The sequence below is a fragment of the Haloferax volcanii DS2 genome (assembly GCF_000025685.1).
GTDB classification, from domain to species: Archaea; Halobacteriota; Halobacteria; order Halobacteriales; family Haloferacaceae; genus Haloferax; species Haloferax volcanii.
On sequence record NC_013967.1, the window covers coordinates 337,784 to 363,477 of the forward strand.

The window sequence follows — 25,694 nt, forward strand, 5'->3', positions numbered from 1 at the left end:
GATAGCGCCGTACGGCTATGCGTCAGCCACCTGCTGCTGTATCTTTACTACTATAAATCTCAATGCTCCGAACGTAACTAATAGCGATACTACGATCACGGAATCACTACTTCCTGGTATTGCTGACCTCCAGAATCCTGCCACCGTGAATACACAAAGGATGGCGGATTTGAGAATTATATTTAGATCATCTGCGATTATCTGAACAGTCTCGGATTGGGACTTAAAGAACATATAGCCGAGTATGATGAGAGTGACACCAGCAATAGCTGCGACCCCCGTATTATCTGTACTTGCTATCGCTGATATTGCTTCGGCAAAATCAATCTGCATAGTGTAGTGCCGTCACTATCAGAATAGCCGCCCCAGCTAAAGCGATAAGAATACTCTGGAGATAGAATGCGAGCATGAACGTCACTATACCCAGAGCGTACAGAGTCGCTACTGGGTGGTCCAGTAACGCGATATCTAGCACTCTAGAGAGTGACGATTGAGCAGTCATGTCTACCTCCTCTGTGTCTGTAACAAGGTCGTGTGGCTGTATATTCTCTCCGATTACCCCAAGTTGTTGCTCACTAAATGATTTAGCGACCTCTGAGTAGAAGTCTGGATTCTGCACTTTAGACAAACCAGAGTCCAAAGGATTTACTGCATGAAACAGAACTTCTTCCTTAGCGAGCCTTTCTGAGATCTCTGCGGCAGACATCTCGATTATTTGCTGCTTGGCTTCTGGAGGGAGATCCTCCCACTCCAACTCGTCTTGTTGGACGCGGAAATTTCCGGATGGTGTATTTCCGAGGCCGCCCTCATCGACCTGTGGTCCTCCGTTATGAGTCATCCTTGTGCCCTTCTGACGAAAGTTGGTATAGTTGACGGAGCGATTCATTTTCGTTCACTCTCAGAACTTGGCTGTGTTTTGCATTCTCTGAGCCGTCGTCGTCCCGGAAACGGAGTCGGTCAACATCATCTGTCGATGGTTGAATCTCTATCTGCATGATTCCATCAACACTCGGGGAAGGCAAATCGAATTGATATGTGTGACTCTCTCCAGGGACGATCTCTAGTGGTTCGTATTCCGCTGTACTGCTTAACCTCGCGCCGCCAGCAATGTGTTGTGTCTGTTCTACTCTGTTGAATCCCACCTCAATCGGGTGGTCCCCAGTATACTCAAAAAGGATCTCATAATACCATGGCAAGCCTTCGATTATGTCGCTTCCAGAAGCTAAATTGACAAAATCAGAAACCGGCTTGAATTTCTCCCAAGTGAGGTCGGTCCCTTTGAGATCTTCCTCAGATATCTCTCGCGCATCTTTCTCTGCGAAACTTGATGGGACTGTCCCGTATTCAATTCCAAACTCTCCCGGGATGTCTGCCGCATCTCTTATTCGAGGCCCAGCCCGCTTGCCTGTGATCTCTAAGTATTCCATCGTTCTAGTTTAGCTGTCGCCAATCTCACGCTTCTGCCGGTCAACTTCCTTTCTGACTGTCGCCTCAATAAGGTCTAGCCGTTCATTCGCTACCATGGAGGCGCAGGTCGATTCGCTTCTTCGATCACTTCCATCTGTTCAACGAACCCACTACTCCGCCAGTCTGACCTCGGTTCAGAGTATTTCCCGATTTTGTAAATCGGACCAGACTCCTCAACAGAAAACGCCACATCGTCTATTTCCCACCGCGTCCCGTTTCTGTCTTCCAGAGTATCTCCAACCCAGAATTTGCATGACCGAGATAGCTCCTTCTTCAGGCGGTTTGAGTGCTCCCAGTTAAATTGTCTCACGTATCCTACACCTACGTTCAATCCTCGTCTTCTTCGCTGGCAAGCAGAGACGGGTCCTCAATCGCCATCTTCATCAAACGGCGAATTGCCTCGCTTCGAGACATATCCATGGGTAGCTCCCCGTTTAACTGACCTCTCTTTATCGCGCGGTCGAAGTCTTCGACGAAGTCGTCGCCCACTTTGAGAGAAATGTTCCGGGAACCGCTTCCGTCCGTATCGTAGGCGGTGCTCATACAATCAATTATTGATTCAATGATTGAATACCTTGGGAAGATACTACCTCGTTGATGTGGTCGCTTAGGGAGTAAGTAATAAGTAACTCGTTACAATACTACCAAGCGCAATGGAAGTCTCAGTAAACGTGAGCATCTCCATGCCGCCGGAGATGCTAGAGAAAATCGACGAAAACGCCCGAGCTCACGGGAAATCGCGTGCGGCGTACGTCCGTCACCTCATCCAGCAGGCACCGGACTCACCGTTCGAGACGCCCGAACTCCAACTGACCGACGAACCGCCCGCAGAAGCATGAACAGGGGACCGTCCAAAGCGCCTGCCAGCAACCCGGAGGTCCCCGATTCGGAGCAGTCGCGCGCGGCACGTAAGTCCAGCGTTGCGTACTGCGTCGAGGTGTTCTGACCGTGAGTGACGATTCGTTCGACGTGAAGCTCGTCGTCACCCGCGGCACCGGGTCGCAGGACAAGGAGAAGATGCAGGTCGAGGTCTCGGCCGACTCGCTCGAAGAACTCGACGAGAAGGTGAACGGTGCCCGCGAGCGACTGCGCGAGTGGGCTGACGACATCCGCACCATCCAGCCGGACGGTCGCCGTCGACACGACGACGCCCAGACGGAACTCGGAGGTGCCAGCGCGTGAGCGCCCAGACGAACCTCGGGACGTTTACCGCCGGACTCTCGCCCGCGGAGACCGACGCCTATCTCGCCGTCGACGAGGGCGACGAGACGCCGACCGAGTTCGCACGCCGGACCGGACGTGACCCGTCGACTGTGCGGACGCTCCTGTACCGCGCTCGGCGCAAGCTCGACAAGCGGGGTGGAGCGTGACCGACCTCGAAATCATCGCTCAAATCGGTGAAGCGTGGGATTCAGAAACCGCCAGAGAGGTCAACAACAACCTCGACGACGACGACCTCGGCATCATCCACGACATCAGCCGTAGCGGCGCGCACTACCTCGTTCGGTGGCCTGACGAAACGGAGGGAGACGAGTGACCGACCTCGAACCGCTCTCCCCCGAGGAGGGCGTCACGCGCTTCCTGCGTCACCGCGAACCGAGCGTCCGCGACTCGACCCTGCAGAACTCGCGCACTCGGCTGAACCACTTCCTCGACTGGTGCGAGGAGGTCGGCATCGAGAACCTGAACGACCTGTCCGGCCGCGACCTCGCCGACTTCGTCGCGTGGCGCCGAGGCGACATCGCGCCCATCACGCTCCAGAAGCAACTGAGCACCGTGCGGGCGGCGCTCGGTTTCTGGGCCGACATCGAGGGCGTCGAGGACGGCCTTCGCGAGCGCGTTCACGCGCCGGAGCTTCCCGACGGTGCCGAGGCGCGCGACGTCCACCTGTCGGCGGACCGCGCCGAATCGATTCTCGACTACCTCGACCGCTACCAGTACGCCAGCCGCGAGCACGTCATCATGGCGTTGCTCTGGCGAACCGGAATGCGTCGGGGTGCGCTTCGGGCGCTCGATGTCGGCGACCTGCACGCCGACGACCACGCCGTCGAGTTGGTCCATCGGCCGGAGACCGATACCGCTCTGAAGAACGGCACGAAGGGCGAGCGGTGGGTCTACCTCGGTCCCGAGTGGTTCGAGGTCGTCGACGAGTACGCCGCGACGAACCGGCACGATGTCGTCGACGACCACGGCCGCCGCCCGCTGATAACGTCGAAGTACGGCCGTCCGACCGGCGATACCATCTACAAGTGGGTCGGGAAGCTGACGCGCCCCTGCGAGTACGGCGACTGTCCGCACGACCGCGAGCGAGCGACGTGCGACGCGGTCGGGTCAGACGGCTATCCGAGTCGGTGCCCGTCGTCGCGGTCGCCCCACGCCGTTCGTCGAGGACACATCACGGCCTACCTGAACCGCGAGGTCTCGCCGGAGACGATTTCGGAGCGGTCGGACGTGTCGCTCGACATCCTGTACCAGCACTACGACGCGCGGACCCCGCGCGAGAAGATGAACGTTCGAATCCAGAACCTGCCATGAGTCACAACACTACCTGCCAGCCGCACAGCCCCGTGCGATTCCCGACCGGGACCTTCCCCGCGAGTCCACTACCATTTTCGCGACGCAACTCAGCGAGTCGTGACTCCGCGAGGAGTCCGACGAGTACCTCCTGCGTCGCGTGATGTAGTGCCTGTTTGAGCGGGGATTTGAATCAGGGAACGAGAGGTGAGCGAGCAGCGCGAGCGAACGGGAGTGACCGTGGTTCAATATCCCCGCGAGTCCATTTCCTTCCGTCACTTCGTTCCGTCAGTCACTGGACTCGCTTGCCCCCACTCGCTTCGTCTGCGAGCGACCCGTGAGTCGCCCGCATGGCCAGCGAGACGACACGGTCGTCTCGCACTGCTCGTGGGGACCCCGCAAGTCCACTACCATTTTCGCGACGCAACACGACGAGTCGTGACTCCGTCAGGAGCCCTGCGAGTATCAACTGCGTCGCGAACAGATGTACGTCCCGTTTCTCATTGCCGTCCAATGCCGAGTTGATATGCCGCGAAGTACGAACTGAACATCGATATGGCAAGTAGAGTGCAGTACGTGCTTATAAAATAGAGAAGTTCAACGATTGAATTCGGTGAGCTGATACCAAGAAATCGAGATACGACCGCAGCGAATCCAATCGAAGGAAACGAAACAATCACCAGTACAGATCTACTGGACCATGCGCTGGACCGCCCCAGCATGAAGTCTTTTGGAGGGACGTCCATAGTCTCATCGTACGCAGAGAATTATTTTAAAATTGTCATTTCTGCACAGTACCTCACAGCCTAGGCTACCGCTGTTTTTGTGACGCTTCCCACCGTGGTGAATACTGAGTCGTCGCGCTCTACGACTACACAATCGCGACCCGAACGAAGTACCACTCCCCGTCGTACCGGACGAGCTCGGGCCGGTCAGCGTTGCTGAACGAAAACCGGCTTTGTTCGTCGTCCGAGCGTGACTCGGCCGTCGAGCGCGCTCGGAAACATCGTTCACTTCCGCCGAACCCGACACTTTCACCCCGCTCATGGCGGACCCTCTTACCGTCTCGCTCCGAGGGCGTCGGTATGGAAACACGACGAGGCGAACCCCCGTCGGACCCGACGGCCCTCTTTCGAGCAATCGTCTCGAAACTCCGCGAGACGCGCCGCGGGGTCCACCAACACCGGATGGCGCAGGCGTTGCTCCAGAGAGACGCCAACGGCTCGCGGCTGGTCGGACTCGCCGCGGACACCCAGCGGGCGGTCTTCTTCAACCCCGCGTCGCGGACGCTCGAACTGATACCGTTCGACCGGGAGGGAACGCACGAGGAGCGCGCGGAGGTGCTGTCGCGTCGGCTGAGCGACCCGTCGTCGTGGGTCGAGGCCAACGCCGCGGGGCTGTCGTGGGTGCACCCGCACTTCCGGTGGGTCTGCGGGCTGGACGACGCTGGACGGTCGTGAGCCGGCAGTCGCGAGTCGGCAATCCGCTGTCACGTCCGACCGTGACCGATGTCCGACCGTGAAGAATTATACGCACGCCGCGCGCACAACACGTCCATGAACGACGAGGAACTCGACGAACTCCGGTCGTCGCTCACGCCCTACGAGTCCAACGGCGGCGTCACCACCTACCAAAACACCGTCTCTATCGCCTGTCCGGCGTGCGAGAAGCCGTTCGACGACTTGGTCGTCTGCGAGAACGACTACAACAGCCTCGAACTGAGCATGATGCTCGACCTCTGTGTGACCCAACACGACGGCGACGTGCTCCTGTTCACGCACAAACAAGAGGAGTAAGCGGTCGTGGCGGTCGGACGCGGGCCACCGTTTCAGCCTCCCGGTTACGAGTCCGTCACTCCGCGCCCGTCTCGCCAGTCGCGGCCGGTGGATTCTCGTCGGCCAAAAACAAGTGGTCGAACGGGAGCGACCGCCGGGTTATTCCTGCGGCGGGAGGCCGTTTTCGTCGATGACCTCGCCGTCGTCGTCGACGGTGACGATGCCGCGGTTGTTGACCGCGTAGGGGTCCAAGCCGACCTCTTGGAGGAACTGCTTGTAGAGTCGCTCGGCCGTCTCGGCGTCTTTCTGGCGGTCCGAGGCGCGGTCGCAGAGTTCGACGAGGTCTTCGGGTACGTCGTTTTCGTGGACGATCCAGTGGTTGATGAGGTCCGACAGCCGGCGGATTGGCGAGGTGAAGTGGCCGTAGATGTCGAAGTTGAGCGCGTAGTGGCCGCCGAAGGGGTCGTTCATGTACTTCGCGCGGGGCATGACCTTCAGCACGGCGCGCTGAATCTTGTTGAGCGTGCGGGAGTTCGCGCTCTCCAAGGCGTCGTTGACGGCCTTTCGGGGCTCGTCCCACGACGTAGACTGGATGCTCACGCCGTCGAGTTCGGTGATTTCGCGGAGCGCCTTGTCCCACTGGTCGGGAGTCGGCTGCGGGTGGACGCGGTACATCGCCTCGACGCCGCGGTTCCACATGAGTTCGTGCGTGACGGCCTTGTTCGCCTTCAGCATGCACTCCTCGATGATGGTGTGGGCGCGGTCGCGGCTCGGGTTGAGGACGAGCGAGCCGTCTTCCTTGCGCTGTTCGTGGAGTTGGTCCGCGAGGTCGAAGACCAGCGCGTTCTCCTCGTGGAGGGGGAGGTCGGGGTCTTCCAGCCGGTTTTCACACTGCGTGTAGGTGAGCCGTTCGTTGGAGTGGATGACGGACTTGTAGATGTCGATAGACTCGAACGAGAGCGTGTCCTTCTTGATTTCCATCTCGACGGTGTGGGCGAGGCGGTCCTCCTCGGGGACGAGAGAACAGACCGTCTCGGCCAGCGCCGGCGGGAGCATGTGGATGGTGTAGGCGGGGAGGTAGACGGTGTTGCCGCGCTTGACGGCCTCGGCCCACATCTCCGAGCCGGGGTGGACGTAGTGGGTCACGTCGGCGATGTGGACCCACAGCGTGTACGTCTCCTCGTTCTCGCGGATGCTCAGGGCGTCGTCGAAGTCCTGGGCGTCGACGGGGTCGGTCGTCCACGTCGTGAGGTCGCGGAGGTCTTTGCGGTGTTCGAGTTCGTCTTCGATCTCCTCGTGGACGCCGTCGGTGCGCGCACGCGCCTCCGAGAGGACTTCCGGCGGGAACGCGTCACGAATCTCGAACTCCTCGAACAGTTCCTCGCGCTTGTTCTGGAGGTGTCGCGCGAGTTCGGCGTCTATCTCCACCGGTCCTTGCCCTTCGGCGGTCCCGGCGTACGCCTGCGCGTCGTCTGACATAGCCCCGACTAGACGGGGCAGGGAGAAATGAGTGTCGGGCACGAGCTGCGACGTACGAGAATCGATATCACTCGTCGGCGCGCGTTTGTGTGGCCCGGCGACGGGCCGCCGAACCCGTCTTCAGCGACCGCGCTCGCCGGGCGATTCGTACCGCTCTTTGACCGCGTCGAAGTAGCGAAGCAGGAACTCCTCGTCGGAGATGCCGCGTTCTTCGATGTCGCCGAGGAGGCCTTCGAGTTCCTCGCGGGGCTGGTGGCAGAGTCCCCGGTAACAGGACTTACAGAGGTGTTCGAACCGCTTGCCGTGTCGTTCCCAGCGGTTCCCCTCTTTGTCGTACTCGCGCGCCGCCGACCGGAGGACCGCGTCACCGCATGCGATGCACACGACACGATTCCGGTCCCGGTTCGTCCGGGAGCGCCACATATGAGGGGAGTGGACCCAGTCGTACTTAGCAGTTTATCCTGTTACAGTCTGACGCGCGCCCGACGCCAACGCGGTTCGCTCTCGACCGGCCGCCGTGGGACATCACCGACCACTCGACGCGGAGCGGTCGATTTATCGGCCGTGAGCGTCCACGACCCGGTATGAAGGTCAAGTCCCGCCACCACCTCCGAAGCGACGAGATCGACGCGCTGTGCGACTCCATCGAATCGTCCCTCGGCGTCGCCCTCGCTGGCGACGCGTTCGAGGCGGTCGAGTTCGCGGACGCCGACTACGAGGTCGTCCTCGTCGACGGCGAGCCGGCGGTCATGTACGTCGACGACCAGCCGTTTCTCACGGTCAAGGGCGCGAACCAGTTCCCGCCGACGACGAACGTCGTCACGGTCGACGCTGGCGCGGTCTCGTTCGTCTCCAGCGGGGCCGACGTGATGCGCCCCGGCATCACCGAGGCCGACGAGTCCATCGAGGCGGGCGATCTGGTGGTCATCGCGGAGGAGACCCACGGCAAGGTGCTCGCCGTGGGTCGCGCGCTCGAAGACGGGGCCGACCTCGTCGGTGACTCCGGCAAGGTCGTCGAATCCATCCACCACGTCGGCGACGACCTCTTCGAGTTCTCGGTCTGAGCCGACCGCCGCGGTCTCAGGATCGGCGTGCGCTCCGCCCGGCTACGCTTCGGCGTACTTCTCCAGCGCCGCCTCGTACCCCTCCCGCGCCATCGAGAACGTCTCCCGCAGGTCGCGCAGCGGCGTCTCCGTCGCGTCGACGCGGAGGTCGTTGTAGTACGGCTCCATCTCGCGGTCCTCGGTCGAAGTCACGACGACGGCCGCGCTCTGGATGGCGAGGTCGTCGCGCTTGTCGCCGCCCGCGGCGTGCCCCGAGCCGAGCGCGTCGATGAGTCGTTTCGCGAGCGGCTCGTCGCCGCCGGCGGTCCGCTCGTACGCGTCGGCGGTGGCGTCGACGACCGCCTCGCCCGTGAGCAGGTTGCCCGCGACGGTGTAGGCGTCGCCCTCGCGGTGGCCCGCCCAGCCGAGGCAGTCGTCGCCGGTGAAAGCGAACGTCGCCTCGGAACCGACGCCGTGGAGCTGTCGTTCCGCCCGGCCGTCGTCGGCGTTCAACAGCGCCTGTAAGGCGTCGTCGACGGCGAGGCCGTCTTCGAGGTAGTCCATGCCTTTTCCCCCGAGTCCGACGTTCGTCAGCGCCTGTGTCGCCACCGCGCCGTGTTCGGTTGCGAACGGGCAGAGCGCGCCGACGCCCGGCAGGCGGGTCGTCACGGCGACGCCGAAGCGGTGCTGGTCGTCGCCGTCGGCGTCGACGTACGGCTCGCGGACGCAGATGCTGAAGGTCATCGTGTTCGTCTGCCCCCGCGCGCCGCTGGCTAAAAACACCCGGCGAAACGCCGCGACCGCCCCGCGCGCGTCGGACGCCCGTTGGAACCGCCGACTCCACGGTCGCACGCGCTCGCGGCGGTTCTGCCGGCGATTCGGCGCGTCGTCGGGGCGAGACCTGTCTGAAATCAGACAATCGTCTGACGTAAGAACTAACCCCGTTGTGGCCTCTCTACGTCCTATGGGTATCATGAGTAAGATTCTCGGTGGTGGTGGTTCCCGAACGACCGAGGACTACGTCGAACTCGACCTCGACGACTTCGACACCGCTCGCGGCGACGCCGGCCTCTCGGTTCATATCGCCGAAATCGGCGGCCAGCAGGACGTTATCGCCATCAAGGACGCCGTCTACGACGGCAACCTGGTCATCGCGGACATCACCCGCCACACGACCTCCGACAGCACGATGGAGCACATCATCGACGATCTCCGACAGGTCGCGCGCGAGGTCGACGGCGACATCGTCCAGAAAGGCGACGACCAAATCGTCATCACGCCCACGGGCATCTCTATCTCGCGGCAGAAGCTCAACGGCTGACGACGGCGGACGACACCCGCTTACGCTCCGATTTCTCCCCGACTCGCAGCCGCGAGCGATGCGGCTCGAACGGCCCGAATCGATGGCTATTCGGTCCTCTCGTTCCTAGAGTCGTCCGAATGAGCAAGGACTACATCGAGGTTCGCGGTGCCGAAGAGCACAACCTCAAGAACCTCGACGTTCGCATCCCCCGCGAGACGTTCACCGTCGTCACCGGCCTGTCGGGGTCAGGCAAGTCCTCCCTCGCGTTCGACACCGTCTACGCGGAGGGCCAGCGGCGGTACATCGAGTCGCTTTCGGCCTACGCGCGGAACTTCCTCGGGCAGATGGACAAGCCGAAAGTCGAGGCCGTCGAGGGCCTCTCGCCCGCCATCTCCATCGACCAGAAGAACGGGGCCAACAACCCCCGGTCGACCGTCGGGACCGTCACCGAACTCCACGACTACCTCCGCCTCCTGTACGCCCGCGTGGGCACCCAGTACGACCCCATCACGGGCGCGGAGGTCGGCGAGCAGTCCGCACAGGACATGGTCGACCAGATTCTCGAACTCCCCGAAGGGACCCGCGCGAAGGTCGTCGCGCCGGTCGTCCGCGACCAGAAAGGCGAGTTCAAAGACCTGTTTTCGGACCTCGTCTCCGAGGGCTACGCCCGCGTCGAGGTCGACGGCGAGGAGTTCGACCTCTCGTTCGAGACGCCCGACCTCGACAAGAACTACGACCACACCATCGACGTGGTGGTCGACCGCGTGAAAGTCGCGCCCGAGGCGCGCTCCCGCATCGCCGACTCCGTCGAGACCGCGCTTGAGGAGGCCGGCGGCGTCCTCAAACTCATCGTCCCCGACCCGCCGGCGGACCTGCCCTTCGCCTCCAACACCCGGTCGACCGGGTCGCTCGCGGGCGAGGGCGACGACCGCCTCGTCGTCGAGTTCTCCGAGGAACTCGGCAACCCGAACTCGTCGTTCCGATTCTCCGAAATCGAGACGCGCTCGTTCTCGTTCAACAGCCCCCACGGGGCCTGCCCGGAGTGTGAGGGCCTCGGCAAGGCCAAGGAGGTCGACCCCGACCTCGTCGTCACCGACCCCTCGAAGCCGCTGAAGCACGTCTTCGAGCCGTGGAGCTACAACCGGACGTACTACCGCCGCCAGCTCGACAACGTCGCGGACCACTTCGGCGTCAGCGTCGACACGCCGTTCGAGGAACTTTCCGACGAGGTGCAGGACGCCTTCCTGTTCGGCACGAGCGAGGACGTGGTGTTCGAGTGGACGACGAAAAACGGCACGCGCCACAAGGAACACCCCTTCGAGGGCGTCGTCGGCAACCTCGAACGCCGTCACGTCGAGACGGACTCCGACCGGACGCGCGACCACATCGAGGAGTTCATGGCCGTCACGACCTGCCCCGACTGCAACGGCTCGCGGCTCAAAGAGCAGTCCCGGCACGTCCGCGTCGGCGGCACGACGCTCCCCGAGGTCAACCGCATGACCATCGCGGGCGCGCTCGAACACTTCGAGGGCCTCGAAGCCGACCTCTCGGAGCGCCACCGGACCATCGCACAGGAGATTCTCAAGGAGATTCGCGCCCGCCTCGGCTTCATGACCGAAGTCGGCCTCGAATACCTCACCTTGGACCGCGAGGCCGCCACGCTCTCGGGCGGCGAGTCCCAGCGCATCCGCCTCGCCACGCAGGTCGGCTCCGGCCTCGTGGGCGTCCTCTACGTCCTCGACGAGCCGTCCATCGGCCTCCACCAGCGCGACAACGACAAGCTGCTCAACACGCTCGAAGGCCTCCGCGACCTCGGTAACACGCTCATCGTCGTCGAACACGACGAGGAGACGATGCGCCGGGCCGACGAAATCATCGACATGGGTCCCGGTCCGGGCAAGCGCGGCGGCGAGGTCGTCGCGCAGGGCGACTTCGACGACATCGTCGCGGCCGACGACTCCATCACGGCCGACTACCTCTCGGGCCGCAAGGACATCGACGTGCCCGAGAGCCGCCGCGAGGGCGACGGCGAACTCGTCGTCCGCGGCGCGCGCCAGCACAACCTCGACGACCTCGACGTGCCGATTCCCCTCGAGACGTTCACGGCCGTCACCGGCGTCTCGGGGTCGGGCAAGTCCACCCTGATGCACGAGATTCTCTACAAGGGGCTCGCCCGTCGGATGAACGACAACACCTCCGTCGACCCCGGCGAGCACGACGCCATCGAGGGCTACGACGACATCGAGACGGTGCGGCTCATCGACCAGTCGCCCATCGGCCGCACCCCGCGGTCGAACCCGGCGACGTACACCGGCGTCTTCGACTACGTCCGCGAGCTGTTCGCGGAGACGAAGCTCTCGAAACAGCGCGGCTACGAGAAGGGGCGGTTCTCCTTCAACGTCAAGGGCGGCCGCTGTGAGGCCTGCAAGGGACAGGGCAACGTCAAAATCGAGATGAACTTCCTCTCGGACGTGTACGTGCCCTGCGAGGAGTGCAACGGCGCGCGCTACAACGCCGAGACGCTCGACGTGACGTACAAGGACAAGACCATCGCCGACGTGCTCGACATGGAAGTCGACGAGGCGCTCGACTTCTTCGAGGCGAACTCGCAGATTCGCCGCCGCCTCCAACTGCTCCACGACGTGGGCCTCGGCTACATGCAGCTCGGCCAGCCGTCGACCACGCTCTCCGGCGGCGAGGCCCAGCGCGTCAAACTCGCGGAAGAACTCGGCAAGAAGCAGACCGGCGACACGCTGTATCTGCTCGACGAGCCGACGACGGGTCTCCACAAGGAAGACGAGCGGAAGCTCATCGAGGTGCTCCAGCGCCTCGTCGACAACGGCAACACCGTGCTCGTGGTCGAACACGAACTCGACCTCGTGAAGAACGCCGACCACATCGTCGACCTCGGCCCCGAGGGCGGCGCGGGCGGCGGCACGATTGTCGCCAGCGGCACGCCCGAGGAAATCGCCGCGAACCCCGACTCCCACACGGGCCGGTACCTCCGCGACTACCTCCCCGACGTGGACGAGGAGGGGCCGCGGTCGGACCGCCGCAAGCCCGCGAAAGTGACGAACGACGACGACTGAGCCGCGCGTCGCCGTAACCGCGACGTTTCGTTTTCACGCTCGGGTCGGCCGACGGCCGCTCGCCGGGCGAGACGCTTTCGCCAATCAAACTACTCCGGGGAAAGACATTTCCGACCGTTTCGCGTCTCTCCATGTGTATGTCACGCATACTCAAAACGTCGGGGTTCCTCGGGCTCGCGACGATGATGGTGGTGGGACTGTACCAGTACACGCTGCTGGAATCTGGGGGCGTGCCGTCGTGGCTGGTGGGCGGCCACGCGCACTTGGGTGTGCTGTCGATTCTCGCGGTCGTGATGGGGTTCGCGGTGGACGCGTTCGCACTCACGGGGAGACTCCGGGCGGCGGTGAGCGGGCTGTTCGTCGTCGGGCAGTGGCTGTTACCGCTCACCATCTGGGTCGGCGTCGGGTTCGGGCTGACGTTCCTGATTCCGACGACGTTCCTGTGGGGGGTCTGTCTCATCGTCTCCATGCTCATCATGGCGTGGCAGGCGTGGGTCAGCGAGCCGACGACGCCCGGGGAGATGCCGGGCCCCGCGTCGCCGGCCGACGACTGAGCGTCCGCGGACTTTTTTCAGCATCGACCGTCCTTCAGCGCCGCCGGTACCACCAGTAGCCGACGCCCGCGAGCGCGAGGGCCACGACGAGCGCCGGGACCTGTCGTCGTCGCTCCCACCGCGACTCACCCCGCACCCGCGTTTTTCATCCCCGAGCGCCTACGTCCCCCATGCAGCTCTACGCCGCCGCCAACGGCGCGGTCCTCGCGGTCGCGGGGTCGCCCGACGACTCGACCACCCGCCGGCGACTCGGCGAGCACCGAATCGAGTGCGTCGCGGCCGACCCACGCGCGCCGGACCGGGCGTTCTGCGGGACCTTCGACGCCGGCGTCTTCCGCACGACCGACGGCGGGGCGTCGTGGCACGCGGTCGGCACCGACGCGCTCCCCGAGTCGGTGACGAGCCTCGCCGTCTCTCCGGCCGCCCCCGACGTGGTCTACGCCGGCACCGAGCCCTCGGCCGTCTTCCGCTCCCGCGACGGCGGCGAGACGTGGGCCGAACTCGCGCCGCTTTCGGCCCTCGATTCGGCGTCGTCGTGGGCGTTCCCGCCCCGCCCCCACACCCACCACGTCCGCTGGATAGAGCCGGACCCGACCGACGCCGACCGACTGTTCGTCGCGGTCGAAGCCGGGGCGCTCGTCCGCTCTTTCGACGGCGGGGAGACGTGGCAAGACCGCGTGGCGTCGAGCAAGCGAGACACGCACTCGATGGCGACGCACCTCGACCGGCCGGGTCGCGTCTGGGTCGCCGCGGGCGACGGCTACGCCGAGACCGACGACGCGGGCGAGACGTGGACGACGCCGACCGCGGGGCTCGGCCACGGCTACTGCTGGAGCGTCGCCATCGACCCCGCGGACCCGGAGTCGGTGCTTCTGACGGCCGCCTCCGGGCCGATGCGCGCTCACCGAGTCGAGTCGGCGGCGGCGTACCTCTACCGCAGGCGGGACTCGCCGGACGACGAGGGCGACGGCGACGAGTCGTGGGACCGACTCGACGAGACCGGCCTGCCGACCGGGTCGGGCGCGACCCGCGCGGTCTTGGCCGCCGGGCGAACCGGCGGCGAGTGCTACGCTGCGAACGACCGCGGTCTCTATCGGACGACCGATTTCGGTGACTCGTGGGACCGAATCGAAGTCCCGTGGGACGGGACGCGGCGGACCGCGGCGGGGCTGGCGGTCGTCGCGTAGTCGGGCGGTTTCCATCGGGGCGGTTCCCTCGTCCGAAGCGAGAAGATTCATGGGTCGGCGCGGCGACGCCCAACCATGTACGATTTCGCCGTCGTCGGCGTCGGTCCCGCCGGCGCGCGGTTCGCCCGCCGCGCGGCCGACGCGGGCTACGACGTGCTCGCGCTGGAGAAAGGCGAGGTCGGGACGCCCCTCGCGTGCTCCGGCCACGTCAGCACCGACATCTGGGAGTACGTCCCCGACGAGGCGCGCGACCGCCTGTTTCAGAACCGCATCTACGGGGCGAACTTCCGCGTCGGCGGCCCGAACTCCAAGGCATACCCGTTCTACAAGCAAAGCGAGGTCTCGAACGTCATCGACCGCGTCGAACTCGACCGCACCCTCGCCGACTGCGCCCGCGACGCCGGCGCTGACGTGCGCGAGGGCCACACCGTCACCGCCGTCGAGGAACTCGACGACCGTGTCCGACTGACCGTGAGCGTGGCCGGCGAGGCCGGCACCGTCCAGTTCGAGGCGAAGATGGTTGCCGGGTGCGACGGCCCCACCTCGCGTGTCCGCCGGGCGCTCGACCTCCCCGAACCGTCGGAGACGCTCCACGGCGTCCTCGCGTTCGACCCCGACCCGGACGACGGCGACTTCGTGGACGTGCACCTCACGGTCCCGCGCTTTTTCGCGTGGCGCATCCCCCGCGGCGACGCCGGCGTCGAGTACGGCCTCGCGGCCCCGCCGGGCGCTGAGGTCAACGAGATGTTCGACGCGCTCACGAGCACCTACGACGTGGAGACGGAACATTTCTGTTCGGGAGCCATTCCCATCGGCCCGCCGGACCGGACGACGACCCGGCGGGCGTTCCTCGTCGGCGACGCGGCCGCGCAGACCAAGCCGTTCACCGGCGGCGGCATCCTCTACGGGATGACCGCGGCCGACATCGCCGCGTCGACCATCGACCCCGACGACCCCGAGACGCTGTCGGCCTACGAGTCGGCGTGGCGCGACGAACTCTCGCGGGAGATTCGGCTGGGCCACCTCGTGCGCCGGTGTTACTCCTTCCCCGAGTGGCTCCAACGGGTCGGCCTCCGGTCGCTGTCGGGCGAAATCGGCGTCCACATGGACAAGCCGAGCTCGTTCTTCTCGCGCGAGCACCTGAAGAAACTGCTCTGAGACGCCCGGGAGCCGCCAAGCACACCGAGTCTAGTTCTCGCCCGGATACGTCGGCAGCCGCGCCGACACCGCGCTCCCCTCGACGAACGGGAGCGACTCGCGGGTCGCCTCGACGCGGTCGCCGTCGACCGCGACTTTCAGGGCGTCGGTATCGAGGCCGTAGTCGACGAGCGCGAAGCCGATGGGCGCGTCGAGCATCGGGCTCTCGACGGCGCGGGTGACGGTGCCGACCGACTCGCCGTCCGCCGAGACCTCGGCACCCGAGTCGGGGAGGGCGTCGGCGCGGAAGCCGACGAGCCGGCGCGAGGGTCGCCCGCGGTTTTCTATCTTCGAGACGAGTTCCTGCCCGACGAAACAGCCCTTATCGAAGTCCAGCGCGTTGCGGACGCCGGCGACGTTCGGGACGTTGCCGCGGAGTTCCGACTCGAAAAGCGGCGTGCCGGCCTCGGCGGTGAGACTGTCCCACGTCCGATAGCCCACGGGGACCGAGGGGTTGCCGTAGAACAGGAGCGCGTCGAGCACGTCTTCGGCGTCCTTCGCGCGGCAGATGACGTCGTAGCCCTCCTCGCCGGTCGGGTTGTCGGAGGCGACGACCGTGACGCCGAGTTCGCCGCCGATGGAGCCGCGGACGAAGGAGAGCTCCGGCTCCGGCGCGCCCGCCCCCGAGAGGATGCTCGCCACCTTCTCGGTCGACTGGGGGCCGTGGACGCCGAAGACGCCGAACTCGTCGGAGGCGTCGCGTATCTTGACGCGCTGGAGGAACGTCTTCGAGCCCCACTCCTCGACGAGCGGTTCGGCGCGGTCCCGCGGGGTGAAAATCAGCAGGCGCTCGCCCGCGTTGTAGACGTACATCTCCGTCTCGATGCGGCCGTCGGGGTCGAGAAGCAGGGCGTAGACGCCCTCTCCGTCCTCGTCGGGGACGGTGTCCGTCACCGCGTTGTCGACGTAGTCGACCCGGTCTTCGCCCTCGACGACGACCACGCCGTAGCCGTGTTCGATGACGCCGACGCCGTTTCTGACGGCGCGGTGGGTCCGCCCGGGGCGGCCGTAGTGGCTCACGACCTCGATTCCGCCGCGCGTCTCGAACGTCGCACCGTGTGCCTCGTGGATGTCGGCGACGAGTGTCATTACTCCTCGTTTCGCCTTCGGCGCGTAAAACCCTCCCACTCCCGGACGACACCCCCGGCTTTTGGTTCGGGGCCGTCCCGGTTTTCGGTCGCGGGGTCGACCCGGCGTCGGTCGCGGGCCGGCGGGCGGGTAGTCACAACGAGTCTGTGCTCCGCGTCGCCGCGCTCAGAGCCCGAACCGCTCGCGGAGTCTCTCGAACAGCGACGCGTCCTCTTCGACGGCTTCGCTCGGGTCCGGAACGACGCGCTCGTCGGCGTGAATGAGGACCCCCGTGTCGGCCTCTTCGACCACGATGAGGCTCTCGTCTTTCAGCGCCGACAGCGCCTCTTCGATGGTGTCGATGTCGGCGTCCACGGCGGCACGGAGTTCGAACACCGTCATCCCCTCGTCGTGGCGGTCGACGAGCGCGTCGAGCACCGCGACCTCGATGTCGCGGCGGTTCCGAAACTCCCGCCTCGCTCTCATAGCGGGTACATCGTTCGCCTCCTGTTTACTTGTACCGCCCGTCTGACGGGCGTCCGACAGGCAGGGGGTAGCTTTTTGTTTCCGAATCCCGGAATCCTCGCGTAATGGGACTTACTTGCCGTCTTCTCGGGCACTCCTACGGAGACGCCGAGACGGAACGGGAGCGCGAGGAACGCGGCGACGAGGTGGTCGTCTCGATTCGGGAGATACAGGTCTGCTCGCGGTGCGGACACGAACAGGTCATCAGCGAGAACAAGGAGGTCACGGCCATCCGAACGCCCGAGGAGGTCGGGATGACGGAGGGCGAAGTCGAGACCGCGGCCGCCGGCTTCGAGCCGGCGGACCCGCAGCCCGGCGTCTCCGACGCCGAGGACGCCGCCATCGAGACGGCTCCGGACGCGGAGACGCGGGCCGAAGCCGACGCCGCAACCGCCGCTGAGACGGACGCGGACGCCACCCCGGGCCCCGCGGCGAAACAGCCGACCGAGGCCGCGAGCGCGGATACGCCCGACGCCCAGCCGGCCGACCAACCCGGCGACCAGCCGGCCGCGAGCGCCGACGCCGGCACTGCTGACGCCGGGACCGCCGACGCGCCGCCCGTGACCGACGACGGCATCATCCTCGACGACGACGAAGAGCAGTCGGCCACCCGCGACCGAACGCAGTGGCCCGACGAGGTCGACGAGGTCGAGACCGACGACCCGACGCCGCCGGCCGACGGCGACGACGCGGAGTTCATCGACGCGGACGCCGAGGCGGGCGTCGAGACCGACGCCGAGGCGGAGCCCGAAGGGAGCCAGACCCGCGAACGCGGCGCGTGGCCCGACGCGCCGGGCGACGACGAGGGTTGGAACGCCCAGCCAGACGACGGCGAGCCCGTCTCGGTCTCGTTCGGCGGCGGTCTGACGCCCGAGAACAACGGCTCGTCGAGCCAGCAGGCCAACGGGCAGTACGTCGAGGCGGAGGGCGAAGACGACTTCGTCCGGGCCGACGAGTCGAACGTCGGCAACGAAGCCCCCGACGACGCCGTCGAGTACTACTGTCCGAACTGCGGCCACGCCCGCGGCGCGTCCTCGTCGTCGATGCGGGCCGGCGACATCTGCCCCGAGTGTAAAAAGGGCTACATAGCCGAGCGGGAGTCCTGACCGCGGCACGCCCTCGCAGGCGTCGCGGAGTCGCGAAACAGGTAAACCATACCCTGTCGAAAAGGCGTCCATGAAGGAGTACAAGATGCGTCGTGGGGAGACGCTCGAAGAGCGAATTCCGGACATGGAAGCGACGGTCGAAGACTACTTCGGCCCCATCACCGGCACCGAGGAGTTCAAAGGCAGCGACCTCTACGTCGTCGGCGAGCCCAAGAACCCCGTGTTCACCCGCATCGTCGCCGGCGCGGTCAAGTACAGCGGCAAGAAAGACAAACTCGCGGTCAACTTCGAGGAGGCCGACCCGGCCGACCTCGCTCCCGAAGACCTCGAAGCCGCCGGCGAGGCCGTCAGCGCGAAAAACGACTTCCTCCTGGAGGCGACGGGCCGCGACGCGAAGTCCCGCCGCGATTCGATGAAGCGCGCGGTCGAAGACGACGCGCCCGACGTCTGAGCCGTCCGACGTGGTCCGGATTTTCTCACACAGTCGCCCGCCGAGCGGCCGCGCTGCCAGCGAAACGCACATATCGCTCCCTCGTGACACACTCAGTGCGAGCGACCGTAACACGGTCGAATATGAATTTTTACTTCGGTTCGAGTAAAAATCTCCGGCACGGTTAAGTGATACCGGGACGAACGGACTGGTATGGCTATCGAAACTATCCTGCTCGCGGTCGGCGCGGGCGACGCCGAGCGCATCGACAGACTCGCCGAGGAGACAATCGACGTGGCCGGGCCGACCGGCGCGACGGTCGTCATCGGGCACGTCTTCACGAAAGACGAGTACGACGACGCGCTCGACAACCTCGATTTCGATATCACGGCCGAGGAGGTTTCGGCGGACGACGTGGCCCGACGACACGCCACCGTCCGCGAACTCACGCGCCGCTTCGACGACGCAGACATCGACTACGTCATCCACGGCCGGGTCGGCCACCACGGCGAGAAACTCGTCGAACTCGCGGGCGAGGTCGACGCCGACCGCCTCGTCGTCGGCGGTCGGAAGCGCTCGCCGACCGGCAAGGCCGTCTTCGGGAGCGTCGCACAGGAGGTCATGCTCGAAGCGTCGTGCCCCGTGACGTTCGTCCGCGCGGACACCAAGTGACGGGTCGCGGCGGCACGGTCGCCGGAACGACCGGTTTCGCAGGCAACTACATATCTTAGCGCGCCGTCAGCTCCCGCATGGACCACACCATCGACTACCGCCCGTCGTTCGCCCTCCTCACCGTCTCGCTCGACGAGGGCGAGTCGCTCCGGTCGGAGGCCGGCGCGATGGTCAGCTACTCCGACGGCATCGACATCGAGACGAACGCGAAAGGCGGCCTGTTCGGGTCGCTCAAGCGGAGCGTCCTCGGCGGCGAGTCGTTCTTCCAGAACACGTTCAGCGCGCGGCAGGCGGGGGAGGTCTCCTTCGCGCCCCCGCTGCCGGGCGACATCGTCCACCACGGTCTCGAAGACGAGACCCTGTACGTGCAGTCCGGGTCGTACATCGCCTCCGACCCCGCGCTCGACCTCGACACCTCCTTCGGCGGGGCGAAGACCTTCTTCGGGAGCGAGGGGCTGTTCCTGCTCAAACTGACCGGCACCGGTGACAGCTTCCTGTCGAGCTACGGGGCCATCCACGAGGTCGAACTCGGTGAGGGCGAACGCTACACGGTCGACACCGGCCACATCGTCGCCTTCGACGAAACCACGAGTTTCTCCGTCGAGCGCGTCGGCGGCCTGAAGTCCACCCTGTTCAGCGGCGAGGGCCTCGTCTGTACGTTCACCGGCCCGGGAACCGTCTGGATACAGTCGCGCAGCATGGACTCGTTCCTCTCGTGGCTCATCCCCAAACTCCCGACCAACAACTCCGCGTAACCCCGACCCGGGAGTTACATCGCCGCGAGTAAATCTACCGAAAATCCCGCTTAGTTAAGTGGTGGGCGCATCCCTATGGGAACGATGGCGTACTACGTGGGCGTCGACTTGGGGGCGACGAACGTCCGTTCCGTGGTCGGCGACGACGATGGAACCGTCCTCGGAGAGGCCCGTGACAACACTCCGCGCGGCCCGACGGGAATCGCGGTCACCGAGGCGGTCCTCGGCGTCGTCCGCGAGGCGTGTGCCGAGGCGGGCATCGACCCGAGCGACGCGGTCGCGGCCGGTATCGGTGCAATCGGCCCGCTCGACTTGGCCGAGGGCGCGGTCGAAAACCCGGCGAACCTCCCGGACACCATCGACCGCATCCCGCTGACCGGTCCCCTTTCGGTGCTGTTGGAGACGGACGAGGTGTACCTGCACAACGACACGAACGCCGGCGTCATCGGCGAGCGGTTCCACTCCGACCGCAACCCCGACGACATGGTGTACCTCACCATCTCCTCCGGTATCGGCGCGGGGGTCTGCGTCGACGGGCACGTCCTCGCCGGCTGGGACGGCAACGCCGGCGAGGTCGGCCACCTGACGCTCGACCCGCACGGCTTCATGACGTGCGGCTGCGGCCACAACGGTCACTGGGAGGGCTACTGCTCGGGGAACAACATCCCGAAGTACGCCCGCGAACTCCACGAGGAAGACCCGGTCGACACCGCGCTCCCCATCTCCGACCCCGACTTCTCCGCGGTCGACGTGTTCGAACACGCCGGCGACGACGAGTTCGCAGACCACATCATCAGCCAACTGGGCCACTGGAACGCGATGGGCGTCGCCAACATCGTCCACGCGTACGCGCCGCTTATCATCTACGTCGGCGGCGCGGTCGCGCTCAACAACCCGGACCTCGTGTTGGAGCCCATCCGCGAACAGATGAGCGAGATGGTCATGTCGAACATCCCCGAGATTCAACTGACGACGCTGGGCGACGAGGTCGTGGTCGAGGGGGCGTTGGCGAGCGCGATGACCGGTGGAACTGGCGACCGCTCGCGGCTGTGAGGCCGCGAGGATTCGCCAGTTTCAGCGCAGGTGGCACCGGTGACCGCTCGGGGCTGCGACGCGGCACTTCCTGTCACCACAATCGAATTATCTCGATTGATACTCGGTGGCGCAGTCTTATAACTCCGGTCGAGAAACGCGATGACGTGCACCCGACGACGCCGAGTCGTTCGGCGTGCCGGTCGGCGCGTTCCCGTTCTCGTCGAACCGCACGGTGCACGGGCGTTCCACCGGATGCCTAGAACGGGACCGGTCGACACCCCCCACCACCATCGTCGACCGACCGACGCCGCCGGGGTGACCCACCCACACCCACCCACCCACCCACCCATCCCCGCTGGCGTCGCTTCAGTTCTCACGCAACCCAGTGCAGACTGAGCGGTTCTCGCTCGTTTCAGTACCCGGGCCTCCGTCCGATTTTTCCCCTCGGCACCCGCAGATTCATCGTGGACCGCCGCCAGTTCCTCCGCACCGTCGGCGCGAGCGCGCTCGCCGTCTCGACCGCTGCCGTCGTCGGTTCCCGTCCCGCCACCGCACATCCCGGTCCCTTCGAGCCGCTGGGCCGCATCGACATCGACGGCGCGAAAGAGGCCGTCGTGTCGGCCGACGGCGAGACCGTCTTCGTCGCCGCGACCAGCGGCTACGCCGTCGTCGACATCTCCGCGCCCGAGCGCCAGGAACTCCTCGCCGAGCGCCGAGACCCGCTTTCGGACCGCGAAGACGGCCCCTTCCGCGGCCTCTACGACGCGAAACTCGACGGGGACACCCTGCTGGTCGTCGGCCCGGCCAACCCGATTCCGGGCGCGCCGGCGGGCGTCCTCGTCGTCGACGTGTCCGACCCCGCGACCCCCGAGGAAATCGCGTTCCACGAGACGGAGTTCCCCATTCACAACTGCTTCGCCGCCGACGGGCGGGCGTATCTGACCGCCAACGACGGCGACCGAAATCCGCTCGTCGTCCTCGACATCGACTCCGGCGACGAACTCGGCCGCTGGTCGGTCGTCGACGCCGACGACCGCTGGGCCGACGTACCGCCCTCGATGCGGTCCGTCCACGACGTGTGGGTTCACGACCGCGTCGCGCACGTCGCTCTCTGGGACGCCGGGACGTGGCTCGTCGACCTCTCGGACCCCGCGTCGCCGTGGGTCCTCGGGGCAGTCTCTCCCGGAGACCCCGAGGAAATCGCCGCGTTAACCCCTCGCGGCCGCAACCGCGAGCGGCGGACGCCGCCCGGTAACCACCACTACGTCGCCACCGACGACGCCGGCGACCTCCTCGGCGTCGGCGTCGAGTCGTGGGCAATCGAGGTCGACCGCGACGACGGGACGACCGAGCTCGTCGGCGGGCCGAGCGGCGTCGAACTCTGGGACGTGACTGACCCCGCGAATCCCGAGCGGCGCTCGACCATCGAGCCGCCGGCCAGCCCGGACCCGACGCTCGGCGGCGTCTGGACCACGGCGCACAACTTCGACTTCCGCGACGACAGGCTCTACACCTCGTGGTACCGCGGCGGCGTCAAGCGCCACGACGTGTCGGACCCGACCGACCCCGTCGAACTCGCCTGGTGGCGCGACCCCGAGCGCGCGAGCTTCTGGACCGCGCAGTACGCCTACCCGTTCGCCGACGAGGGCGTCTTCGTCGCGTCGAGCCGCGGCGTCGGCGACGCGTCGCCCGCGCTCTACACGTTCCCCGACCACGCCGGCGACCAGCGCGACCCGCCGACGCTCCGGGCGGAGCCGACCACCGAACCTCTCGTCAACACGCCGACGCCGACGCCGTCCCCGTCCGGAAACGAGACGGCTGCGTCGGCGTCCGAAACCGAATCGTCGACCTCGACGACCGACGCGCCGGGGTTCGGACTCGGCGTCGGCGCGGCGGCGCTCGGCGTCGCCGGTTGGCTGGTCCGCGTCACGAGCGGCGCGACTGAGAGCGACCGACGCTCGCGCCCGAGAGCGTCGACGGGAACACCGCACCGCGTGGTTCCCGCGTCGAATCTATCACGAACGACCGAGATAGCCTTTCTCTCGCCGGCCGGCGCGTCGGGAGAACCGTTTCATTCTAATCCGTGGGGTTCGAAGCATCGGAGTATGAGCGACGAGTCGGAGAGCCTCAAAGAGCGCGTCGAGACGTGGATGGTCGGTCAGATGCCGATTATCCAGATGCACGGCGGCAACAGCGTCGTGCGCAAGGCCGATGCGGAATCGGGGGAAGTCGTCGTCGAACTCGGGGGTGCGTGCGCCGGGTGCGGCATCTCGAACATCACCGCCCAGAACATCCAGTCGGACCTCATCATGACGTTCGACGAAATCACCGACGTGCAGGTCAAGGTCCCCAGTTCCGGCGACCACGGCAGCAGCACCGTCGAGGGCGGCCGCGGCGGCGAACTCCAGTACGGCGACGAGGGACCGGGGCACTTCTAACCCACCTTTTTTCGCGGGATCCTCGGCAACGTCGTTGCCTCGAACCCCGCCAAAAAATCTGGACCAAAAAAGGCGGCTACTCCCTCCGGTCGTAGCCGTACGGTTCCCTCCAACACTCGCACCCTGTTCCGCGGTTCTCAGTACGTATTTTCGACGACTCCCGCCACCACGACGTCTGAGTCCTCCCCGGCAACGACGACTGACCGTCTTCCGGAGTTGCGACGCCTACCCCGACAGCGCCGACTCCAGACTCGACGCCACCGACCGCGCCTTCTCGGCCAGTTCCTCGGAGATGTGGCCGGCCTCGACGGCCTCGTCGAGTTCGTCGTCGTCGACCCGCTCGACCGTCCCGTCGGCGTGTTTCACCACGTCCACGTGGAGGTCGACGTACCGAATCTGGTCGGGGAAGCACTCGACGGGCGTGCAGATGTTGACGTAGGTCCCCTTGACACCGCCGTCGGCGTCGCGGTACACCGTCGGGTACCACCAGCGCCCCTCGCGGAACTTCGTGACCGCCACGTCCCCGGACTCGCGGTCGACGCCGAGGGCGTCGTAGGTACCGCCGCCGGTCATGCCGCGCCGGAGTTCCACCGTTCCCTCGGGGTCGCGGTCCGTCACCTCGCCGGAGCCGAGCGTGATGAGCCGACCGTCCGGCTTCCCGTGGCCGATTTCCACGTCGTCGCCTTCCAGCGGGCCGAACTGCGCGGTCACCACACCGAAGGGGAACTCGCCGTCGCCGACCGACTCGCAGAGCGCCTCCGCGAGGTCGACGCCGGCGGAGGCCTTCTGCGAGGCGGCCTTCGTCCGGTGGTGGCCGGGCATCGTCGTCTCGACGGCCCGGCGCTGGGCGTCGAGTTCGAACCGGGTCTCGCGGCCGAACCAGACCCACGTCGTCGCGGTGGGAGCCGCGACCGCCCGCGGGGCATCGACGGGTTCGGAGAGCGCGTCGTCGAGTTCCGCGGCCACTTCGGCGGCCCGGTCGAGCGCGTCGTTCAGGGCGCTCATGTCGGCGTCGACGGCGTCGCGGTGCCAGCGGATTCCCCAGCCCTCGGGCGGGTCACCGCCGAGCAGGTCCGACATTCCCGCCAGTTCGCGGGCGGCGGCCTCGTCGCGGGTGTCGACGCGGACGCCCTCCGAATCGGGGTCGAGCGTCGCCAGCCCCGCGACGGCGCGGACCTCGCCGGTCAGTTCGGCGCGGCGGGAAGCCCACGGCGGGGCCGACTCCACGACCTGCACGCGGACCTCGTCACCGACCTCGACGCGGCCGTCGATGTCGCCGTACGAGAGGTAGCCCTCGGTCTCACCGAGGTCGCAGACCGCGCCGCCGCCGAGGGTGTCAGTCACGCGGGCGTCGAACACCGCGCCGGTCGGCGCGGGGTCGTCCCACGCGAAGGTGTCGATGCCGAGGTCCGAGAGGCGCTCGGTGGCCGTTGCGACCGCCTCGGGCGCGCCGGTCGCGCCGACGCCCTGCCGGTTCCGCGTCGTCTCGACCGACACGTCGTGGTCCGACGAGTCGAACTCGGCGTCGAAGCGCTCACGAATCGGCCCGGACGCCTGCACCACGTCGTGGCCGTCGTCGAGGAAGACGCTCGTGAGCGCGGTGGCGTAGATGCCGCGGACGCGGACTCTCATAGCTCGTCGGCGTCGCGGGCGAAGGTGACGCGGGCGTCGACCGTCGGGCCGAGGGTCAGTTCGACTTTCCCCTCCGAGAGCACGCGGCCGCCCTCGATGGGGACGCCCCACGAGTCGAACTTGAGGTAGCCCCGGAGCTCCGCGCCGTGGGTGTAGAGGTCGACGTGGTCGACGACGTGCTCCTGCACGTCGGTGGCGCTGTGGGCCATCTCCATGTCCGAGTAGACGGTGCCGCCGTCGCCGAAGAACGCGGCGATGGCGTCTGCGTCCGATTCGACTGCGTCGCTCACGAGGTCCGACGCGGCCCGGAGGTCGTCGGTGTCGAGGCCGACCTCGCGGAGCGCCGCCTGTTCGCGGGGGTCGAAGTGCATACCCTCCCTTCGGAGCGGAGGCATTAACGTCGTACGGTCGCCGGTCGCCAGCCA

30 protein-coding genes and 1 pseudogene are annotated in these 25,694 nt (G+C 66.0%); 20 read left to right on the forward strand and 11 right to left on the reverse strand.

Features of this window, described 5'->3' with window-relative positions:
• Positions 1-15 precede the first annotated feature (15 nt).
• The 4 genes from HVO_RS20535 to HVO_RS06535 form a co-directional block, all read right to left on the reverse strand.
• A complete protein-coding gene (locus HVO_RS20535) occupies positions 16-333 on the reverse strand; it encodes a hypothetical protein (protein ID WP_144064037.1) in 318 nt (105 codons plus the stop codon).
• Positions 323-838: a hypothetical protein gene (locus HVO_RS06530; protein ID WP_049941501.1), complete on the reverse strand. Its 516-nt coding sequence runs from the start codon at positions 836-838 to the stop codon at positions 323-325. Before HVO_RS06530 ends, HVO_RS20535 begins: the two co-directional genes overlap by 11 nt.
• Positions 828-1,427: a hypothetical protein gene (locus HVO_RS20540; protein ID WP_144064038.1), complete on the reverse strand. Its 600-nt coding sequence runs from the start codon at positions 1,425-1,427 to the stop codon at positions 828-830. Before HVO_RS20540 ends, HVO_RS06530 begins: the two co-directional genes overlap by 11 nt.
• Before the next feature lie 367 nt (positions 1,428-1,794).
• Positions 1,795-2,010, reverse strand: coding sequence for a ribbon-helix-helix domain-containing protein (locus HVO_RS06535; protein ID WP_004044543.1), 216 nt, complete (start codon positions 2,008-2,010; stop codon positions 1,795-1,797).
• Positions 2,011-2,120: 110 nt separating this feature from the next.
• Between HVO_RS06535 and HVO_RS06540 the strand changes: the two genes are divergently transcribed.
• The 7 genes from HVO_RS06540 to HVO_RS06565 all read left to right on the forward strand — a co-directional run bounded on the left by HVO_RS06540 (position 2,121) and on the right by HVO_RS06565 (position 5,777).
• Positions 2,121-2,306, forward strand: a complete 186-nt coding sequence (locus HVO_RS06540) for a ribbon-helix-helix domain-containing protein (RefSeq protein WP_004044542.1) — start codon at positions 2,121-2,123, stop codon at positions 2,304-2,306.
• Positions 2,307-2,415: 109 nt separating this feature from the next.
• Complete coding sequence (locus HVO_RS06545) at positions 2,416-2,649, forward strand: DUF7389 domain-containing protein (RefSeq protein WP_004044541.1); 234 nt, start codon at positions 2,416-2,418, stop codon at positions 2,647-2,649.
• Positions 2,646-2,837, forward strand: coding sequence for a sigma factor-like helix-turn-helix DNA-binding protein (locus HVO_RS06550; RefSeq protein WP_004044540.1), 192 nt, complete (start codon positions 2,646-2,648; stop codon positions 2,835-2,837). Before HVO_RS06545 ends, HVO_RS06550 begins: the two co-directional genes overlap by 4 nt.
• Entirely contained in the window at positions 2,834-3,004 is a 171-nt protein-coding gene (locus tag HVO_RS20840; protein ID WP_004044539.1) for a hypothetical protein, read from the forward strand. Before HVO_RS06550 ends, HVO_RS20840 begins: the two co-directional genes overlap by 4 nt.
• Complete coding sequence (locus tag HVO_RS06555; protein WP_004044538.1) at positions 3,001-4,002, forward strand: tyrosine-type recombinase/integrase; 1,002 nt, start codon at positions 3,001-3,003, stop codon at positions 4,000-4,002. The genes HVO_RS20840 and HVO_RS06555 overlap by 4 nt, the downstream gene beginning before the upstream one ends.
• 1,064 nt (positions 4,003-5,066) lie before the next feature.
• Positions 5,067-5,441, forward strand: a complete 375-nt coding sequence (locus HVO_RS06560) for a hypothetical protein (protein ID WP_004044537.1) — start codon at positions 5,067-5,069, stop codon at positions 5,439-5,441.
• 96 nt (positions 5,442-5,537) lie between these two features.
• On the forward strand, positions 5,538-5,777 hold the full coding sequence (locus HVO_RS06565) for a DUF7385 family protein (RefSeq protein WP_013035451.1): 240 nt from the start codon (positions 5,538-5,540) through the stop codon (positions 5,775-5,777).
• 138 nt (positions 5,778-5,915) lie between these two features.
• Here HVO_RS06565 and HVO_RS06570 read toward each other — a convergent pair whose 3' ends face one another.
• Positions 5,916-7,235 carry an RNB domain-containing ribonuclease gene (locus HVO_RS06570; RefSeq protein ID WP_004044535.1) on the reverse strand — a complete coding sequence of 440 codons (1,320 nt, stop codon included), beginning with the start codon at positions 7,233-7,235 and terminating at the stop codon, positions 5,916-5,918.
• Positions 7,236-7,355: 120 nt separating this feature from the next.
• Complete coding sequence (locus HVO_RS06575; RefSeq protein ID WP_004044534.1) at positions 7,356-7,658, reverse strand: DUF7562 family protein; 303 nt, start codon at positions 7,656-7,658, stop codon at positions 7,356-7,358.
• 161 nt (positions 7,659-7,819) lie between these two features.
• On the opposite strand from HVO_RS06575, the gene HVO_RS06580 reads away from it, so the two are divergent.
• A complete protein-coding gene (locus tag HVO_RS06580) occupies positions 7,820-8,299 on the forward strand; it encodes an RNA-binding protein (RefSeq protein ID WP_004044533.1) in 480 nt (159 codons plus the stop codon).
• Positions 8,300-8,341: 42 nt separating this feature from the next.
• On the opposite strand, the gene HVO_RS06585 is transcribed toward HVO_RS06580, so the two are convergent.
• A complete protein-coding gene (locus HVO_RS06585) occupies positions 8,342-9,022 on the reverse strand; it encodes a DUF1028 domain-containing protein (protein ID WP_004044532.1) in 681 nt (226 codons plus the stop codon).
• A 220-nt stretch (positions 9,023-9,242) separates the two neighbouring features.
• On the opposite strand from HVO_RS06585, the gene HVO_RS06590 reads away from it, so the two are divergent.
• From HVO_RS06590 to HVO_RS06610, 5 genes are all read left to right on the forward strand, one after another.
• Positions 9,243-9,599 carry a cell division protein SepF gene (locus tag HVO_RS06590; protein WP_004044531.1) on the forward strand — a complete coding sequence of 119 codons (357 nt, stop codon included), beginning with the start codon at positions 9,243-9,245 and terminating at the stop codon, positions 9,597-9,599.
• 119 nt (positions 9,600-9,718) lie between these two features.
• A complete protein-coding gene (gene uvrA / locus HVO_RS06595) occupies positions 9,719-12,670 on the forward strand; it encodes an excinuclease ABC subunit UvrA (protein ID WP_004044530.1) in 2,952 nt (983 codons plus the stop codon).
• Positions 12,671-12,801: 131 nt separating this feature from the next.
• A complete protein-coding gene (locus HVO_RS06600; RefSeq protein ID WP_081442883.1) occupies positions 12,802-13,224 on the forward strand; it encodes a hypothetical protein in 423 nt (140 codons plus the stop codon).
• A 170-nt stretch (positions 13,225-13,394) separates the two neighbouring features.
• Positions 13,395-14,411 (forward strand): WD40/YVTN/BNR-like repeat-containing protein, encoded by a 1,017-nt coding sequence (locus HVO_RS06605; RefSeq protein ID WP_004044528.1) that lies wholly within the window; start codon positions 13,395-13,397, stop codon positions 14,409-14,411.
• A 75-nt stretch (positions 14,412-14,486) separates the two neighbouring features.
• Positions 14,487-15,569, forward strand: coding sequence for a geranylgeranyl reductase family protein (locus tag HVO_RS06610; protein ID WP_004044527.1), 1,083 nt, complete (start codon positions 14,487-14,489; stop codon positions 15,567-15,569).
• A gap of 30 nt (positions 15,570-15,599) precedes the next feature.
• Here HVO_RS06610 and ygfZ read toward each other — a convergent pair whose 3' ends face one another.
• The gene (gene ygfZ, locus HVO_RS06615; protein ID WP_004044526.1) at positions 15,600-16,697 is read right to left on the reverse strand and encodes a CAF17-like 4Fe-4S cluster assembly/insertion protein YgfZ; all 1,098 of its coding nucleotides are present in this window, start codon (positions 16,695-16,697) and stop codon (positions 15,600-15,602) included.
• 165 nt (positions 16,698-16,862) lie between these two features.
• Entirely contained in the window at positions 16,863-17,162 is a 300-nt protein-coding gene (locus tag HVO_RS06620; protein WP_004044525.1) for a DUF6432 family protein, read from the reverse strand.
• A gap of 104 nt (positions 17,163-17,266) precedes the next feature.
• Between HVO_RS06620 and HVO_RS06625 the strand changes: the two genes are divergently transcribed.
• The 7 genes and pseudogenes from HVO_RS06625 to HVO_RS21265 all read left to right on the forward strand — a co-directional run bounded on the left by HVO_RS06625 (position 17,267) and on the right by HVO_RS21265 (position 23,637).
• Positions 17,267-18,307, forward strand: coding sequence for a DUF7093 family protein (locus tag HVO_RS06625; RefSeq protein ID WP_004044524.1), 1,041 nt, complete (start codon positions 17,267-17,269; stop codon positions 18,305-18,307).
• Positions 18,308-18,377: 70 nt separating this feature from the next.
• On the forward strand, positions 18,378-18,758 hold the full coding sequence (locus tag HVO_RS06630; protein WP_004044523.1) for a DUF5611 family protein: 381 nt from the start codon (positions 18,378-18,380) through the stop codon (positions 18,756-18,758).
• 192 nt (positions 18,759-18,950) lie between these two features.
• Positions 18,951-19,409, forward strand: a complete 459-nt coding sequence (locus tag HVO_RS06635) for a universal stress protein (RefSeq protein ID WP_004044522.1) — start codon at positions 18,951-18,953, stop codon at positions 19,407-19,409.
• Positions 19,410-19,486: 77 nt separating this feature from the next.
• The gene (locus HVO_RS06640; RefSeq protein ID WP_004044521.1) at positions 19,487-20,164 is read left to right on the forward strand and encodes a TIGR00266 family protein; all 678 of its coding nucleotides are present in this window, start codon (positions 19,487-19,489) and stop codon (positions 20,162-20,164) included.
• Between the two features lie 84 nt (positions 20,165-20,248).
• The gene (locus tag HVO_RS06645; protein WP_004044520.1) at positions 20,249-21,217 is read left to right on the forward strand and encodes an ROK family protein; all 969 of its coding nucleotides are present in this window, start codon (positions 20,249-20,251) and stop codon (positions 21,215-21,217) included.
• A gap of 1,040 nt (positions 21,218-22,257) precedes the next feature.
• Positions 22,258-22,320, forward strand: a pseudogene (locus HVO_RS21635) (hypothetical protein); the annotation flags it as partial.
• A 984-nt stretch (positions 22,321-23,304) separates the two neighbouring features.
• Positions 23,305-23,637, forward strand: coding sequence for a NifU family protein (locus tag HVO_RS21265; protein WP_004058105.1), 333 nt, complete (start codon positions 23,305-23,307; stop codon positions 23,635-23,637).
• Positions 23,638-23,862: 225 nt separating this feature from the next.
• On the opposite strand, the gene HVO_RS06655 is transcribed toward HVO_RS21265, so the two are convergent.
• Positions 23,863-25,269 carry a DUF402 domain-containing protein gene (locus HVO_RS06655; RefSeq protein WP_004044518.1) on the reverse strand — a complete coding sequence of 469 codons (1,407 nt, stop codon included), beginning with the start codon at positions 25,267-25,269 and terminating at the stop codon, positions 23,863-23,865.
• Positions 25,266-25,640, reverse strand: coding sequence for a DUF7532 family protein (locus HVO_RS06660; RefSeq protein ID WP_004044517.1), 375 nt, complete (start codon positions 25,638-25,640; stop codon positions 25,266-25,268). Before HVO_RS06660 ends, HVO_RS06655 begins: the two co-directional genes overlap by 4 nt.
• Positions 25,641-25,694: the final 54 nt, after the last annotated feature.

Bases quoted from the DNA above. Each gene is read 5' to 3' on its own strand.
- HVO_RS06570 (WP_004044535.1), bottom strand. From the start codon at position 7,235: ATGTCAGACGACGCGCAGGCGTACGCCGGGACCGCCGAAGGGCAAGGA.
- HVO_RS20540 (WP_144064038.1), bottom strand. From the start codon at position 1,427: ATGGAATACTTAGAGATCACAGGCAAGCGGGCTGGGCCTCGAATAAGA.
- HVO_RS06560 (WP_004044537.1), top strand. From the start codon at position 5,067: ATGGAAACACGACGAGGCGAACCCCCGTCGGACCCGACGGCCCTCTTT.
- HVO_RS06640 (WP_004044521.1), top strand. From the start codon at position 19,487: ATGGACCACACCATCGACTACCGCCCGTCGTTCGCCCTCCTCACCGTC.
- HVO_RS06620 (WP_004044525.1), bottom strand. From the start codon at position 17,162: ATGAGAGCGAGGCGGGAGTTTCGGAACCGCCGCGACATCGAGGTCGCG.
- HVO_RS06660 (WP_004044517.1), bottom strand. From the start codon at position 25,640: ATGCACTTCGACCCCCGCGAACAGGCGGCGCTCCGCGAGGTCGGCCTC.
- HVO_RS06625 (WP_004044524.1), top strand. From the start codon at position 17,267: ATGGGACTTACTTGCCGTCTTCTCGGGCACTCCTACGGAGACGCCGAG.
- HVO_RS06565 (WP_013035451.1), top strand. From the start codon at position 5,538: ATGAACGACGAGGAACTCGACGAACTCCGGTCGTCGCTCACGCCCTAC.
- HVO_RS20535 (WP_144064037.1), bottom strand. From the start codon at position 333: ATGCAGATTGATTTTGCCGAAGCAATATCAGCGATAGCAAGTACAGAT.
- HVO_RS06655 (WP_004044518.1), bottom strand. From the start codon at position 25,269: ATGAGAGTCCGCGTCCGCGGCATCTACGCCACCGCGCTCACGAGCGTC.
- ygfZ (WP_004044526.1), bottom strand. From the start codon at position 16,697: ATGACACTCGTCGCCGACATCCACGAGGCACACGGTGCGACGTTCGAG.
- HVO_RS06585 (WP_004044532.1), bottom strand. From the start codon at position 9,022: ATGACCTTCAGCATCTGCGTCCGCGAGCCGTACGTCGACGCCGACGGC.
- HVO_RS06610 (WP_004044527.1), top strand. From the start codon at position 14,487: ATGTACGATTTCGCCGTCGTCGGCGTCGGTCCCGCCGGCGCGCGGTTC.
- HVO_RS06635 (WP_004044522.1), top strand. From the start codon at position 18,951: ATGGCTATCGAAACTATCCTGCTCGCGGTCGGCGCGGGCGACGCCGAG.
- HVO_RS06580 (WP_004044533.1), top strand. From the start codon at position 7,820: ATGAAGGTCAAGTCCCGCCACCACCTCCGAAGCGACGAGATCGACGCG.
- HVO_RS06600 (WP_081442883.1), top strand. From the start codon at position 12,802: ATGTGTATGTCACGCATACTCAAAACGTCGGGGTTCCTCGGGCTCGCG.
- HVO_RS06645 (WP_004044520.1), top strand. From the start codon at position 20,249: ATGGCGTACTACGTGGGCGTCGACTTGGGGGCGACGAACGTCCGTTCC.
- HVO_RS06535 (WP_004044543.1), bottom strand. From the start codon at position 2,010: ATGAGCACCGCCTACGATACGGACGGAAGCGGTTCCCGGAACATTTCT.
- HVO_RS06605 (WP_004044528.1), top strand. From the start codon at position 13,395: ATGCAGCTCTACGCCGCCGCCAACGGCGCGGTCCTCGCGGTCGCGGGG.
- HVO_RS06575 (WP_004044534.1), bottom strand. From the start codon at position 7,658: ATGTGGCGCTCCCGGACGAACCGGGACCGGAATCGTGTCGTGTGCATC.
- HVO_RS21265 (WP_004058105.1), top strand. From the start codon at position 23,305: ATGAGCGACGAGTCGGAGAGCCTCAAAGAGCGCGTCGAGACGTGGATG.
- HVO_RS06540 (WP_004044542.1), top strand. From the start codon at position 2,121: ATGGAAGTCTCAGTAAACGTGAGCATCTCCATGCCGCCGGAGATGCTA.
- uvrA (WP_004044530.1), top strand. From the start codon at position 9,719: ATGAGCAAGGACTACATCGAGGTTCGCGGTGCCGAAGAGCACAACCTC.
- HVO_RS06530 (WP_049941501.1), bottom strand. From the start codon at position 838: ATGACTCATAACGGAGGACCACAGGTCGATGAGGGCGGCCTCGGAAAT.
- HVO_RS06590 (WP_004044531.1), top strand. From the start codon at position 9,243: ATGGGTATCATGAGTAAGATTCTCGGTGGTGGTGGTTCCCGAACGACC.
- HVO_RS06630 (WP_004044523.1), top strand. From the start codon at position 18,378: ATGAAGGAGTACAAGATGCGTCGTGGGGAGACGCTCGAAGAGCGAATT.